The organism is Pseudonocardia sp. ICBG1034 (assembly GCF_020131375.1).
Lineage (GTDB): Bacteria > Actinomycetota > Actinomycetes > Mycobacteriales > Pseudonocardiaceae > Pseudonocardia > Pseudonocardia alni.
On sequence record NZ_JAHLEK010000015.1, the window covers coordinates 1,435,982 to 1,450,135 of the forward strand.

At 77.2% G+C, this 14,154-nt stretch carries 14 protein-coding genes; 12 read left to right on the top strand and 2 right to left on the bottom strand.

Annotated elements, in window-relative coordinates:
• The first annotated feature begins 209 nt into the window (after positions 1-209).
• The 8 genes from KPF22_RS08280 to KPF22_RS08315 all read left to right on the top strand — a co-directional run bounded on the left by KPF22_RS08280 (position 210) and on the right by KPF22_RS08315 (position 8,566).
• Entirely contained in the window at positions 210-815 is a 606-nt protein-coding gene (locus KPF22_RS08280; RefSeq protein ID WP_083474296.1) for an HNH endonuclease, read from the top strand.
• Between the two features lie 145 nt (positions 816-960).
• Positions 961-1,854, top strand: coding sequence for a DUF4397 domain-containing protein (locus tag KPF22_RS08285; protein WP_208819707.1), 894 nt, complete (start codon positions 961-963; stop codon positions 1,852-1,854).
• Between the two features lie 2 nt (positions 1,855-1,856).
• Positions 1,857-2,738: a class F sortase gene (locus tag KPF22_RS08290; protein WP_224401637.1), complete on the top strand. Its 882-nt coding sequence runs from the start codon at positions 1,857-1,859 to the stop codon at positions 2,736-2,738.
• A 19-nt stretch (positions 2,739-2,757) separates the two neighbouring features.
• The gene (locus KPF22_RS08295) at positions 2,758-3,945 is read left to right on the top strand and encodes a glycosyltransferase (protein ID WP_224401638.1); all 1,188 of its coding nucleotides are present in this window, start codon (positions 2,758-2,760) and stop codon (positions 3,943-3,945) included.
• 32 nt (positions 3,946-3,977) lie between these two features.
• Positions 3,978-5,000 (top strand): hypothetical protein, encoded by a 1,023-nt coding sequence (locus tag KPF22_RS08300; protein WP_208819711.1) that lies wholly within the window; start codon positions 3,978-3,980, stop codon positions 4,998-5,000.
• Between the two features lies 1 nt (position 5,001).
• Positions 5,002-6,510, top strand: a complete 1,509-nt coding sequence (locus tag KPF22_RS08305) for an oligosaccharide flippase family protein (protein ID WP_224401639.1) — start codon at positions 5,002-5,004, stop codon at positions 6,508-6,510.
• Positions 6,510-7,391 carry a methyltransferase domain-containing protein gene (locus KPF22_RS08310; protein ID WP_208819715.1) on the top strand — a complete coding sequence of 294 codons (882 nt, stop codon included), beginning with the start codon at positions 6,510-6,512 and terminating at the stop codon, positions 7,389-7,391. Before KPF22_RS08305 ends, KPF22_RS08310 begins: the two co-directional genes overlap by 1 nt.
• Complete coding sequence (locus tag KPF22_RS08315) at positions 7,388-8,566, top strand: glycosyltransferase family 4 protein (protein ID WP_208819717.1); 1,179 nt, start codon at positions 7,388-7,390, stop codon at positions 8,564-8,566. Before KPF22_RS08310 ends, KPF22_RS08315 begins: the two co-directional genes overlap by 4 nt.
• On the opposite strand, the gene KPF22_RS08320 is transcribed toward KPF22_RS08315, so the two are convergent.
• Positions 8,523-9,746, bottom strand: a complete 1,224-nt coding sequence (locus KPF22_RS08320; RefSeq protein ID WP_208819718.1) for a putative glycoside hydrolase — start codon at positions 9,744-9,746, stop codon at positions 8,523-8,525. The genes KPF22_RS08315 and KPF22_RS08320 overlap by 44 nt on opposite strands.
• A gap of 44 nt (positions 9,747-9,790) precedes the next feature.
• Here KPF22_RS08320 and KPF22_RS08325 point away from each other — a divergent pair, with 44 nt between their 5' ends.
• The 3 genes from KPF22_RS08325 (at position 9,791) to KPF22_RS08335 (ending at position 12,373) form a co-directional block, all read left to right on the top strand.
• Positions 9,791-10,534, top strand: coding sequence for an SDR family oxidoreductase (locus tag KPF22_RS08325; protein WP_208819721.1), 744 nt, complete (start codon positions 9,791-9,793; stop codon positions 10,532-10,534).
• Between the two features lie 151 nt (positions 10,535-10,685).
• The gene (locus tag KPF22_RS08330; protein ID WP_208819724.1) at positions 10,686-11,276 is read left to right on the top strand and encodes a dTDP-4-dehydrorhamnose 3,5-epimerase; all 591 of its coding nucleotides are present in this window, start codon (positions 10,686-10,688) and stop codon (positions 11,274-11,276) included.
• Complete coding sequence (locus KPF22_RS08335) at positions 11,273-12,373, top strand: class I SAM-dependent methyltransferase (RefSeq protein ID WP_224401640.1); 1,101 nt, start codon at positions 11,273-11,275, stop codon at positions 12,371-12,373. The genes KPF22_RS08330 and KPF22_RS08335 overlap by 4 nt, the downstream gene beginning before the upstream one ends.
• A 104-nt stretch (positions 12,374-12,477) precedes the next feature.
• On the opposite strand, the gene KPF22_RS08340 is transcribed toward KPF22_RS08335, so the two are convergent.
• On the bottom strand, positions 12,478-12,777 hold the full coding sequence (locus KPF22_RS08340; RefSeq protein WP_224401641.1) for a hypothetical protein: 300 nt from the start codon (positions 12,775-12,777) through the stop codon (positions 12,478-12,480).
• Between the two features lie 268 nt (positions 12,778-13,045).
• Between KPF22_RS08340 and KPF22_RS08345 the strand changes: the two genes are divergently transcribed.
• Positions 13,046-14,113: an LCP family protein gene (locus KPF22_RS08345; protein WP_224401642.1), complete on the top strand. Its 1,068-nt coding sequence runs from the start codon at positions 13,046-13,048 to the stop codon at positions 14,111-14,113.
• Positions 14,114-14,154: the final 41 nt, after the last annotated feature.

The following is a 14,154-nucleotide window of genomic DNA, read 5'->3' on the forward strand; positions in this document are numbered from 1 at the left end:
GAGCGGTCGCGCGGTCCGGGACGGCCGTCGTGCGGTGCCGGCGGTCCGGTGTGCGGTCCCGGGGAGCCTGCGCCGCGCGGTCACGTCCCGGAGGCCTCATCATCACTCTCGCGTAACCGGGCTTCCGTATGGTCGACTACATCACGGACCTCGTGCGTTCCGGAGGTGGTCGCGTGCCGTACCGACAACCCGTCCCCAGTGGTGCCGAGATGATCGTCCCTGGCGACCTGAGAGCGGTCGATCCGCTCCCCGACGATCCCGTCCCGGCACCGGGGACCGAGCCGCCGACCACGGCTCGCATCCCGGCGGGGTCCCGGGTCCTGCTCCTCAACGCCAGCTTCGAACCGCTGGCCGTCGTCACGTCCAAACGCGCGATCTGCCTGCTGCTCTCCGGCAAGGCCGAATGCCTCCAGGAGGCGCTGGAGGGCGCGGAGTTCCGCTCCGAGTCCCTGTCGCTCCCCGCCCCGTCGGTGCTGCGCCTGTCCCGCTACGTCCGGGTGCCCTACCGCCGCGTCGTCCCCATGACCCGGGCCGGTGTGCTGCGCCGCGACGCCCGCCGCTGCGCCTACTGCGCCAAACGCGCCGACACGATCGACCACGTCGTCCCGCGCAGCCGCGGCGGGGCGCACAGCTGGGAGAACTGCGTCGCCGCCTGCAAGGCGTGCAACTCCCGCAAGGCCGACCGGCTGATCGAGGAGATCGGCTGGACGCTGCGCACCACCCCGGCACCGCCGGCCCGCAACGGAGCCGGGGTCCTGGTGCTGGCCGTGGAGCCGTTGCCGGCCTGGGAGCCGTGGTTGACCGCCGCCGCGTGAACCGCTCGTCCGCGGTCGGGCACACAGGGTCACGAAAGTGGAGATCATGCCCTGATCGTGGGTAACCTCGCCCCGTCATGATCGTTGCATCCTGCGATGCGGCGGACCCGGTGACCGAGCCGGGCACGGGGCGAGGGAGAGCGGGATGCAGGGGCGTGGGCGGCTCGCCGTTCTGGTCGGCACGATCCTGCTCGCGGTCGCGGCGGGACTGGCGTTCTCGCCGGTCGCGGGCGCGGCGCAGCCGGTCGGGCAGCTGCGGCTGGGCCATCTGTCGCCGGGGACCGGTGCCGTCGTCGCGACGATCACCGGCCCCGAGGGCGCCGGTTCCACCGAGCAGGTCGTCGCCCGCGACGCCGCCTACGGCGACGTCACCGGCTACCTGGGGCTCGTCCCGGGTCGTTACACGGTGTCCATGCGTCCGGTCGGGAGCGACCCGTCCGCACCCGCCCCGCTGTCGGCCGGGCTGCAGATCGCGCCCGGCACCGCGCAGTCGCTGTTCTTCTTCGACACCGGCTCCGGGCAGGTCCGCGGCGACCTCGTCACCGACGACCTGACCGCGCCCGCCGCCGGCTCCGGCCGGGTCCGGGTCGTCCAGGGCGCGGAGACGGCCACCCCGCTGCAGGCGCTCGCGGTCGGCGGCCCCCGGCTGGCGACCGACCTCGGCTACGGCGCCGTCACCGAGTACGCGACCGTCGCCGCCCGCACCTGGGACGTGCGCCTGTCCTCCGGAGCCGCGACGAAGGCCGCGCAGCTCCCGGTCGGCGGCGGGTCGGTCACCACCGTCGTGGTGACCGGCGGCCCCGGCGGGACGCTCGCGGTGCACCCGATCACCGACACCCCCGGCCTGCCGGTCGGCGCCGCGCAGCCCGCCGCCACCCACGACGGCACCCCGCTGCCCCGCGGCGGTGTCCCCGCCGGGGCCGGCGGCACGGCGGGCGACGACGGCCCGGGCGTGCTGCCGCTGGTGCTGTGCCTGCTCGCGGCACCGGTCCTGGTCTACGGGACCTCGGTGCTGCGCGCCTCCCGCCGCCGGGCCTGAGGATGTCCGCGCCCCGCACCGACGCCCCCCGCACCGACGGCTCCCGCACCGGTGCGGCCGGCGCCGCCACCCCCGACCCCACGCGGCTCGACGCGACCGGACTGCCCTGGCGGGCGCCGCTGCGCACCCCGACCGCCCCCGCCTGGACCCCGCCGCTGCGGACCCCGCCCGGACCGGTCCGGCGGCTGCGGACGGCGGTGTCCGGGGTGGGTGCCTCCGCCCGTGCCGGGGTCGCCCGGACGCCGGCCGGGCCCGCGGTCCGGGCCGCCGTCGCCGCCGCGGTGCTCGCGCTGCCGCTGATCCCGGTGCTGACCCCGGCGGCGGAGCCGGAACCGGCGTCGCCGCCGATGGTCACCGCCGCCTCGGTCACCGGGCCGTCCGCCCCGGAGGCGACCCGCGCCGCCGCCGTCGCGACGACCGGGGCCCGGGCCGCGCGCCCGGTCGCCCCGCCGTCGGGGCTGGTCGTGCCCGCGATCGGGCTGACCGCGGGCGCACCGGAACAGCTGGCCGTCGGCCCGGACGGGACGCTCGGCGCCCCGGCCGACTTCGGCCGGATCGGCTGGTGGGCCGCCGGTCCCCGGCCCGGCCAGGCCGGGCCCGCGGTGATCGTCGGGCACGTCGACTCGGTCGCCGGGCCCGCGGTGTTCTGGCGGCTGCGCGACATCCCGGTCGGTGCGCAGATCGTCGTCCCGCGCACCGACGGGAAGCGGACCACGTTCACCGTCGACCGGGTCGCGACCTACCCGAAGGACGCCTTCCCCGCCGCCGAGGTCTACGGCGGCACCGCCAACGCCCAGCTCCGGCTGATCACCTGCGGCGGGTCGTTCGACCGTGCCGTCCGCTCCTACACCGACAACGTCGTCGTGTTCGCCTCCGTCCACTGACCGCACCCGCGGAGCCCCGATGACCCGACCCCTGCGCGTCCTGCACGTCAGCCAGCCGGTCGACGGCGGTGTGGCCGGCGTCGTCCGCACGCTGTGCGCCGACCAGCACGACCGCGGCTGGGACGTCCGGCTCGCCTGCCCCGACGGTCCGCTCGCCGACGCCGCCCGCGCCGCGGGGGTACCCGTCGAGACCTGGGCGGCGACCCGCTCACCCGGCCGGTCGGTCCCCGCGGAGGTCCGCACACTGGCCCGGATCGTGGCCCGCACCGCACCGGACGTCGTGCACCTGCACTCGTCGAAGGCCGGGCTGGCCGGGCGGCTCGCCGTCCGCGGCCGGGTGCCGACCGTCGTGCAGCCGCACGCCTGGTCCTTCGACGCCGTCGCCGGGCCGGTCGCCCGCGCCGCCCGGACGTGGGAGCGGGTCGCGGCCCGCTGGACGTCGCTGCTGCTGTGCGTGTCCGCCGACGAGCTCGCCACCGGCCGCGCGGCCGGGATCGGCGGGGCGGCCGTCGTCGTGCCGAACGGGGTCGACCTCGACCGGTTCAGCGCGGCCGGACCCGACGACGTTCGCACCGCGCTGGGCCTCGACCCGGGACCGTGGGCGCTGTGCCTGGGCCGGGTCACCGCACAGAAGGGCCAGGACCTGCTGCTCGACGCCTGGCCGTCGGTCCGTGCGCAGGTGCCCGGGGCGCGGCTGCTGGTCGTCGGCGACGGCCCGGACGCCGCCACGCTGCGGGAGCGCTGCGCGGCCGACCCGCTGCTGCGCGACTCGGTGCTGCTGCACCCGGCGACGACCGACCCCGCGCCGTACCACCGGGCCGCGGACGTCGTCGTGCTGCCGTCGCGGTGGGAGGGCATGCCGCTGGTGGCGCTGGAGGCGATGGCGAGCGGGCGCCCGGTCGTCGGGTTCGCGGTGACCGGCATGGCCGAGGCGGTCGGACCGGCGGGACGGACCGTCCCGCCCGGTGATGTGCCCGCCCTCGCCGACGCGGTCGCCCTCCGGCTGGCCGCGCCCGACCTGGCCGCCGGGGAGGGCCGGGTGGCGCGTGCCCGGGCCGAGGAGCTGTTCGACCGGACCCGGGTGACCGCCCGGGTCGCCGCGCTCGTCGCGGAGCTGGCCGGGCGGGAGTGGCCGACGTCATCCCCGCCGGGCGCGGCTCCGGGAAACGGATCGACGGCCGGGAGCGACTCCGGAGTAGCCGGATGATCGACCGGCCGGAGCAGCGGGGGAGGAACGCGGTGAGCAGGTCGAACGGCGTGGTGCACGATCGGCACGTCCCGGGCGCGGCGCCCGTGGACCCCGGCCCGCCGCCCGCCCGCACGGGCCCGGCCGCCGGGCCGCGTCGCCCGGGGCTGCGGGTCGCCGCGGTCGCGGTGCTCGTGGGCCTGCTGGTGACCGCGCTCGTCGCGGGGGTGTTCGCGCTGCTGCCCGGCCGCTGGGAGGGCCGGGTGGGGCTGCTCGCCCTGCCCTCGGGCTCCACCGGCTCCGCGCTGATCAGCGAGTCCGGGGTGTCCACCAGCTACGGCGAGGTCGTCACCCTGGCGATGCCGTCGATCGCGGACCTGGTGACGTCCCCGTCGACCCTCGACGCCGTCGCCGCCGCGGTGCCCGGCTCCCCGCCCCCCGACGAGCTGGCCGACGACGTGTCGGTGGAGCTGCTCGCCGGTTCCGGCGTGGCCCGGGTGTCGGTCCGGGCGGGCTCCCCGGAGCTCGCCGCGCGCCTGGCCGAGGCCTTCGCCGGCCGCGTCGCCGCCGCCGACCTGCTCGCCCCGGCCGGCACCCTGCGGGTCCTCGACCGGCAGGCCACCCTGCTGGAGAAGGGCCCGGACCTCACGCTCGGCGTCGGGCTGGGTCTGATCGCCGGGACGCTCGCCGGGCTGGGCACCGCCGCGGTACTGGTCCGACGGGTGCGCGCCCGCCGCGGGGACGCGCGTCGCTCGGTGCTCTCGACGCTGGTCGCGGCCGGGCACGGGATCGTCCCGGTGCTGAGCGCCCGCGACGCCGACGCCGGTGAGCGCCTCCTCGTGCTGGCCCGTGCCGCGGGCGGCCCGGTCCGGGTCGCCGCCGGGTCGCCCGGCGTCGCCGACGCGGTGCTCGCCCTGCAGTCCGACCTGGCCCGCGAGCCCGGCACCGGCGCGGGCGGGGGGACCGACGAGTCGCTCGTGCTCGTCGTCGACCGCGCCGCCGACGGGGCCGACCTCGACGCCGCGGTCCGCGCGCTGCGCCCGGGCACCCGGGTGCTCGCCGCCGTCGTGTCCTGAGATGACCGTGACGCCGACCGGGGCCGGCACCGGACCCGACACCGGTCTCGCCCGCAGCGCCACCCGCGGGACCCTGTGGCTCGGCCTGGTCAACCTGCTGGCCAAGGGCAGCCAGATCGTCCTGACGGTCGTGCTCGCGGCGTTCCTCACCGAGTCCGAGCTGGGCCTGGTCACCGTCGCCGTCGCGCTGGTCGGCGTCGGGCAGATCGTGCAGTCGATGGGCGTGTTCGACATCGTCGCGCGCACCGACCGCGACCCCGACGTGATGGCCGGCGTCCTCATGACGGTCTCGGTCGGCATCGGTGCGCTGCTGGCGCTGGCCGGGCTCCTCGGGGCCGCCCCGATCGCGGCCGCGATGGGCGTTCCCGAGGCCGAGCCGCTGGTGCGGATCGCCGCGCTGTCGCTGCCGTTCACCGCGGCGGGCGGCGTGCAGATGGGGCTCATGCACCGCACCCTGCAGTTCCGTCGCCGGATGGTCCCCGACGTCGGGTCCGCGCTGGTCGCCACGGTGCTCGCGGTGTCGCTGGCGGCGGGCGGGTTCGGCGCGCTCTCACTGCCGGTCGGCCTGCTCGCCGGTGCCGTGGTGCTGCCGCTGCTCGGGATCGCCGCCGGGGTGCGCATCCGTCCCTGCTGGGACACCGCGGCCGCCGCCGAGGCGCTGCGCTGGACCCGGGTCGTCGGGCCGGGCGCGGTCGTCGCGGTGCTGCTGGTGAACATCGACTACCCCGCGGTGTCCCGGACCCTCGGCCCGCACGCGGTCGGTGTCTACTCGCTGGGCTTCCGGATCGCCTGGGCGCCGTACGTGATGGTGTCGCTGGTGCTGGGCGCGGTGTCGTTCCCGGTGTACGCCCGGCTGCGCCGCGAGCACCGCGACCTGCGGCCCGCCGTGACCCGGTTCGTCCGCGCACTGCTCGTGCTCACCGGGGTCCCCTACGTGGCGTTCGCCCTGCTCGCGGAGCGGATCGTCGTGCTCGACGGGCGCTGGGCCCCGGCCGCGCCGGTGCTGGTGGTGCTCTGCGGCTACGGCATCGGTTTCGGCGTCCAGTACATGCTGCAGGAGGTCGTACGGGCCGTGGACCGGCCCGGTGCCTACCTGCTGCTGCAGCTCGCCCACCTGGCGCTGCTGGTCGCCGGGCTCGCGCTGCTGGTCCCGCACGGTGTCGTCGCGACGGCCTGGGCGCAGCTGGTCGCGGTGTGGCTGGTGGTCCCGCCCGCGCTGCTCGTGCTGCACCGGGCCGGTGGTCTCCCGCGGGTGTGGCCGGTGCTGCGGACCGCGGGCGGGCTGGTCGCGGCGCTCGTCGCGGGCGGGCTGGCCCACCTCGCCGTCCGCGCCGCGGGGGCCGACGACCCGGCCTCGGTGCCCGCGCTGCTGGCGGCCGGCACCGCCGTCGTCGTGACGGTGGCCGCGGTCGTCGCGGCGACGAACCTCGACCTGCTGCGCGACCTGCGCGGCGGACTGCGCGAGGCCCCGGACGACGGGGCCCGCCCGACCGACCAGGAGGTGGGGTGATGCTCGCACCCGCGCACCGTCTGCACGCGTTCGTCGAGTGGCCGGGCGAGCCGCTGCACGTCGGCGACACCCCGGTCTACGTCGACTTCACCACCAGCGTCCTCGACCGGGACCGGCTGCTCGCCGGCGGCGCCGCCAGCGAGATCGACCGGGGACGCGGCGCGCTCGCCGCCCTGCGCCGGAACCTGCGCCGGGTCACCAATCCCGACGGCGGCACCCGCCGCAATCTCGACGTGTTCCTCGACCGGCTCCGCGCCCGGCACACCCGCCCGACGGTGCTCGTCGTCGGGGGCGGGGAGATCGGCAACGGCGCGGACCGGCTCTACTCCGACCCCGGCGTCGAGGTCCTCGCCTTCGACATCTACGCGAGCCCGCACGTGCAGTTCGTCGCCGACGGGCACCGCATCCCCTTCGCCGACGGCGTCGTGCACGGCGTGGTGGTGCAGGCCGTGCTGGAGCACGTCCTCGACCCGGCGACGGTCGTCGCCGAGATCCACCGCGTGCTCGTCCCCGGCGGTCTCGTCTACGCCGAGACCCCGTTCCTGCAGCAGGTCCACGAGGGCCCCTACGACTTCACCCGGTTCACCGAGTCCGGCCACCGCTGGCTGTTCCGCGGCTTCGACCGCATCGGGTCCGGGGTGGTCGGCGGGCCCGGTGTGCAGCTGATCTGGACGGTCGGCGCCGTCGTGACGGGCCTGACCCGCTCCCGGGCCGCCGGGCGGGCGGTGCGCCTCGCGCTGTTCTGGCTGCGCCTGCTGGACCGGGTCATCCCGGAGCCCTTCCAGTCCGACGGCGCCAGCGGCGTCTGGTTCCTGGGCGCGCGCTCGGACACGCCGCTGCCCGCGTCGGCGATGCCCGGCGAGTACCGGGGCGCCCAGTGAGCCCCGCGGGGCCGCCGCGGGTCGCCCTCGTCCTGACCCAGGACCGGGGAGGGCCGGTCGAGGTGTGCCTGGCGCTGGCCCGCGAGCTGCACCGCACCGGTGCCGCGACGGTCCGGGTGTTCGGCCCGCGCCCCGCCCGCGGCCCCGGCGTGCCGGACGGGCTGTTCACCGAGTCCGGGGTGGGGGACAAGACCGACGTCGCCGCGGGCCGCGCGCTGCTCGGCCGGATCGCGGACTGGGGACCGGACCTGGTGCACGCCCACGACCGCCGCGCCGGCCTCGTCCTCGCGACGGCGGCGTGGCGACGGCGCCGCCCACGGCTGCTGCAGACCTACCACGGGGTGCCCGAGGACGTCGGCGAGGCGTGGTTCCGCGGCACCGCCGGGGCACCCGCCCCGTCGCGCTACACCCGGGCGACGCTCGCCGCGGACGCCGTCGTCGGGCGGGTGCTGGACCGCACCGTGGTCTGCGCCGAACCGATGCGCCGCTTCCTGTCCGGGCGGCTGCGGCTGCCCGCACGGCGCCTCGTGCACATCGACAACGGCCTGGACCTCGGCCCGTCCGACCCGCCCGCCGGGCCGGTGCGCCACCTCGTCACGGCCGGGCTCCTGCTGCCCCGCAAGGGGATCACCGACCTGATCGACGCGTTGGAGCGGCCCGGGGCGTTCCCCGCCGACGCGACCCTCACCGTCGTCGGCGACGGCCCCGAGCGCCCCGCGATCGAGGCCCGCGCGGCCGCCTCGGGCGGCCGGATCCGGCTGCTCGGGTTCCGGGCGGACGTGCCGGAGCTGATGCGTGCCGCCGACGCGGTCGCCGTGCCGTCGCGGATGGAGCAGCAGCCGCTGGTCGTGATCGAGGCGATGGCCGCGGGCAAGCCGGTGCTCGCGACCGACACCGGCGACACCGCGACGATGCTCGCCGCCCCCGGCGCCGCCCGCTTCATCGCCACCCCCGGCGACCCGGAGTCGCTGGCGACGGCGCTGCGCGCGCTGTTCGCCGACCCCGACCCGGGCCTGACGGGGACGCTCCTCGCCGCCCGGGCCGCCGAGCGGTACTCGGCCCCGGCGTCGGCGCGGTCGCACCTGGCGCTCTACCGCTCGCTGCTCGGCGGGCCGGGGCCGGACGGACGGCTCAGCGTCGTACCAGGACCGTCGCGTCGGCCGACCCGACGGTGACCGTGCCCCCGGCCTGCGCCCCGTCGACGGTCCGCAGCCCGTCCGGGACGGGCACCTCGGCGTCGTCGGCGGTGGGGTTGAGCGCCACCCAGCCGCCGGCGAACCCGCGGGTCCACACGCCGGTGCGGCCGTCGCGGACCGCGGGCCCGCTCGCCGCGCCCAGGTCGAGCGACCGGTAGCCCGACCACTCGGGACGGGAGTAGTCGCGGGTCGTCGACGGCGTCCAGCAGGTGCGGGGGCCGCCGAGCAGGGCGGCCCCGGCGAACCCGGCCCGCTCCGCCGCGCCGGGCCGGGCCTCGGGCCGCCCGGCGGTCGCGGTGACCAGCAGGGTCAGGTCCTGCGGCGGGGCGGCGAGCATCTCGTCCCACTGGTGGCCCTGCCAGGTGGTCAGCGCGCCGTCGTCGCCGTACTGGGCGAAGTTCTCCTCCATCGCCCCGCCGAAGCGCGCGTGCCGGGCCCACCGGCCGGGGAACAGCCGCGCCTCGGACAGGTTCGGCACGAGCACCTTGCCCCGCTCGGCGAGTGCGGTCCCGGCCCGGGTCACCAGCGCGTCGAGTCCGTCGCGCAGCAGGGCGTCGGTGGCGGCGGCGTCGGCGGTCCCGGCGACCACGGCGTCGGAGTAGAAGCGCAGGGAGGACATGTCGTTGTCGGCGAACACGCCGTCCCAGCCGTCGCGGACGGCCTCGGCGACGACGCGGTCGGTCCAGGCCCGCTGGTAGCCCTCGTCCCACACGGTCATCTGCCAGTGCTGCGGGTAGGGCGCCCATTCGATGCGCCGCCCCGCGGTGTCGGTGGCGAACCAGGCCGGGTCGGCGGTGGCGCCGTCGACACCGGTCGGCAGGAGCCCGCCGTGCAGCCCGACCTCGGCGTAGCCGCGGGTGGACGACAGGTCCTTGTAGACGAGCAGCGTGATCCCCGGGTCCTGGGCGCGCAGCCGCCGTGCGACATCGGTCTCCCAGGCGTTGAGGACGACCACGCCGTAGCGCCCCGCCGCGTAGCGGACCTGCTCGTCGGTGGGGGTGCCGCCGGTGGCGACCCACAGCCCGCACACCGCGGGGGCCGTCGCGGGCTCGGTGCCGGGCGGCGCGGGGGGAGCGGCCGCGGCGCCGCAGCCGGCGAGCACCGCCACGACCAGCACGAGCGTGACGAGGACGCGGCGGTGACACACGCTCCCGATCATGCCAAGATCCCTGCCCCGGGGCGTAGGGGACGGGAGGGGCCGCGATGACGGAACGGGCGGTCGTGACGGGCGCGTCGAGCGGGATCGGTGCCGCGTTCGCCCGCGAGCTGGGCCGCCGCGGGATCCCGGTGCTGCTGGTGGGACGCGACGCGGACCGGCTGGAGGACGTGGCGGCCGGGGTGCCGCGGTCGCGGACACTCGTCGCGGACCTGGCGACCGAGGCCGGTCTGGCCGCCACCGAGGAGGCCATGGCCGGTGACCCGGTCGGGCTGCTGGTCAACAACGCCGGGACGACGGGCCCGGGCACCCTGTCCGAGCACGCCGACCGCGACATCGACGCCCAGGTCGCGCTGAACCTCACCGCGGTGGCGCGGCTGTCGCGGGCCGCGCTCACCCCGATGCTGCGCCGTGGCCGGGGCGGGATCGTCATGGTGTCCAGCTCGGCGGCGGTGCATCCGACGGCGGGCACCCCGGTCTACTCGGCGACCAAGGCCGCGGTCGAGGCGCTCGCCGGGGCACTGCGGCACGAGGCGGCGCCGCGCGGGGTGCGGGTGACCGTGGTGCGCCCGGGGTTCACCCGGACCCCGTTCCACGACCGGCACGGCGAGGACGTGTCCTGGGTCCCGGCGTGGCGGTGGGCGACCCCGGAGCAGGTGGCCTCGGCCGCGCTGGACGCGAACGACCGGGACACCGCGGTGGTGGAGGTGCCCGACACCCGGCTGCGCGACGCCGCGGGCCGCGTCCTGGGGCCGGTGAAGCGGATGCTCGGCGGGCGCAGTCGTCACTGAAGGTGATCATTCGGTGGCGTAACGCCGCTGTTCCTGCCGGTCGGCGCGGCGTGGGTCGTGGTCATCGCGACACCCCGTAACAACGATCAGCGGTGCGACGACCTCGCCCGTGGTGCGGCCGATCGGGCCGCCGGCCGCGAGGGAGCCACTGGTGGACGTCGAGACGACCGCGCTCGAAGGTGTACTGCTCTTCCGGCCGAGCCCCTTCCGCGACGACCGCGGCTTCTTCTCCCGCACCTACGACGACGCCGTGGCGCGGGAGTGGGGCATCACCCGCGCCGACTACGTCCAGGACAGCCAGTCCCGCTCCGGGCACGGGGTGCTGCGCGGGCTGCACGGCCGCAACCACGGCGGCGAGGGCAAGATCATCAGGGTGGCGCACGGCGCGGCGCACCTGGTCGTCGTCGACGGGCGGCTGGAGTCACCGACGCTGGGTCGCCACGTCGCCGTCCGGCTCGACGACCACGACCTGGTCTCGATCCGGGTGCCGCGCCGGATGCTCGTCGGGTTCCAGGTGGTCGGCGAGGTCGCCGACGTCTGCTACGCCATCGACCGCGTGCACGACCCGATCCAGGCCGTCTCGGTGCACTGGGCGGACCCGGACCTCGGTGTCGACTGGCCGATGCCGCCGTCGGCCACCAGCGAGCGGGACCGGGTCGCCCCGTCCTGGGCGGACTACCTGCGCACCCTCGACGGCGCCCCGGTCGAGGTCCCGGCCCCGCGCGGGGAGGCGGGCCGGTGACGGCCTGCCGGTTCTGCGCGGGCACCGACGGCGAGGTCGTGCTCGACCTCGGCGTCCAGCCGGACTGCAAGACCTTCCCGCCCGCCGCCGACCCGGGCCCGGACGCGGTGTTCCCGCTGCGCATGTGGCTGTGCGACGCGTGTGGGCTGGCCCAGCTCGCCGAGGACCCGGGCGGGATCGAGGAGGTCGTCGGGCTGGAGCCCGCGGCACTGGTCGAGCAGGGCCGGGCCGCCGTCGCCGCGCTCGCCGCGGCCGGGGTCGTCGGGCCGGGCGTGGGCTTCACCGAGTACGGCAGCCCGCACGGCGGCTCCTGGGTGGCCGACCTGACCGCGATCGGCGCCACGCCGGTGGCACCGGGGGAGCGGGCCGACGTCGTCGTCGACAACCTCGGTCTCATGCACGACGCCGACCAGGCGGCGGCCCTGCGCGAGCGGGCCGACCGGCTGCGGCCGGGCGGGACGCTGGTGGTCGGGTTCCACACGCTGCGCGCGATCGTCGACGGGGCGCAGTGGAACGACCTGCGCCACGGCCACTTCGCCTACTACTCGACACCGGCGCTGGCCGCGATGCTGGAGACGGTCGGCCTCACCGCGGTGCGGGCCTGGTGGTTCCCGCTCTACGGCGGCACCGTGCTGCTCACCGCGCGGGCCGGCGGTGAGCCGGAGGACTCGGTGCGGGCGCTGGTCGCCGCCGAGGACGCCGCCGGCATGCGCGACGCGGCGACGGTCGCGACGCTGCAGCGGGCCGCGGACCGGACGACGGCCGGGGTGCGGGGGTTCCTGGAGGCCGAGCGCGCCGCCGGGCGCCCGGTGTGGGGCTACAGCGCGGCGTCGCGGGCGGTGGCGCTGCTGTCGCGGGCCGGGATCGGACCGGACCTGCTGACCGCGATCGCCGACGGCTCGGCGGCCAAGCAGGGCAGGCGCACCCCGGGGACGGCGATCCCGATCGTCGCCCCGGACGCGCTCGTCGCGGCGGTGCCGCGGTCGGTGCTGCTGTTCGTCGACGACCTGCTCCCGGAGGTGCGGCGCGCGCTGCCGCAGGTGGAGGCGACCGGCGGCACGTGGCTGCTGCCCGACGCGGTCCCGGTCCGGGCGTGAGGCGGGGGCGGCACCGGACGCGCGAACGCCCCCGCCTCACGGGAGGAGGCGGGGGCGTTCGTGGAACGTCTCCCGGCGGACCGTCCGGGGACGGAGCGCAGGGGTCAGCGGCGCCGCAGCAGGGCCGAGGTGAGACGGGCGGCGCGACCGGCCGAGCGGCCGGCGGCGGAGCCGGTGCGGGCGTGGAAGGCGCGGCAGGCGGTGCCGCAGATCCCGCAGTCGGTGCCGGCGCGGTAGTGGTCGTGGGTGTCGCGCTCGTGCCCGCAGCGGCACAGGTCGACCGCGACGGGGGTGGCCGCGACGGGCGGCAGCGCGCCGTTCTCCGCGGCGCCGCGCGGCGCCGGGATGGCGACCGGAGTGGTGCCGGTCTCGACGGTGGCGGGGGTCTCGGGCGTGACGCTCATGGGTTCCTCCTCGGTCCGCGACGGCCGTGCGGCCGTTCTGCCCCTGACTTCGCCTGGTCCGTCCGGACCATTAGCGAGAGGGCCGTCGGTTCCCCACATCTGATGACACAGCACCCCCTGTGACTGCGCTGTGTGCGCGCTGAGCCGCTGACCTGCGACGACCGGTGACGTTGTGCGGCATCGGGAGTGGGACCGTGCGGCGGCACGTAACACCGGGGGTCCGGGAACGACGAACCGGACGACCGCCCATGGAGACCGAGGAGACCCGATGCGCAACGCCGTCCCCCCGACCGGGCACGACGACGTCGTGCCCGGCCTGCGCGACGGGCGGCCCCGGCGTCGCGGGCGGCGGGTGCTCGCCGTCCTCCTGGCGCTCGTGCTCGTGCTGCTCCTCGCGCTCGGGGGCGTGGTCGCCTACCTGACCTCCAGCATCGGCGGCGGCATCGCCCGCATCCCGGACGCGTTCCGCGGGATCGACGCCGGCAGCCGTCCGGCGACGTCCGGCGGCACCACGTTCCTGCTCGTCGGCACCGACTCCCGCGCCGAGGCCCCCACCACCGGCACCGACGCCGCCCCGGGCGTCGACGCGGGCTCCCAGCGCTCCGACGTGATCATGCTCGGCACCCTCGCCCCCGACGGCGAGCACGCGAGCGTCGTGTCCGTCCCGCGCGACTCCTGGGTCGACATCCCCGGCCGCGGCATGAACAAGATCAACGCCGCCTACGCGTTCGGCGGCGCCCCGCTGCTCATCGAGACCGTGGAGAAGCTGACCGGGGTGCGGGTGGACCACTTCGGCGTCGTCGACTTCGCCGGGTTCACCTCGCTCGTCGACTCCGTCGGCGGCATCGACGTGCAGGTGGCGCAGGCGACGAGCAACGCCGGCGTGGACTTCCGGGCGGGGGAGAACCACCTGGACGGCGCCCGGGCGCTGGCCTACGTGCGCCAGCGCTACGGCCTCCCGAACGGCGACCTCGACCGGGCCGCCCGCCAGCAGAACGCCATCAAGGCACTGCTCGCGACGGTCCAGGAGAAGGCCACGACCGACCCGGCCGCGCTCTACGCGTTCGCGACCAGCGTCGGCGACGCGGTGAGCGTGGACGACTCGCTGTCCAACACCGGGCTGGTGCAGCTGGCCCTGGAGAACCGCTCCCTGCGCGGCTCGGGTGTGGCGTTCGTGACCGCGCCGGTCGCCGGCCTGGGGCGCGAGGGGGAGCAGTCGGTCGTGTACCTCGACGAGCGGCGCGGCGCGCAGCTGTGGGGGGCGGTGCGCAACGGGTCGGTGGCGCAGTACGCGGACCTGAACCCGACGGAGGCGCTGAGCGCGACGCCGTCGTAGGAGACGACGGCGGCCGGCCCGCCCGGGGAGCGGACCGGCCG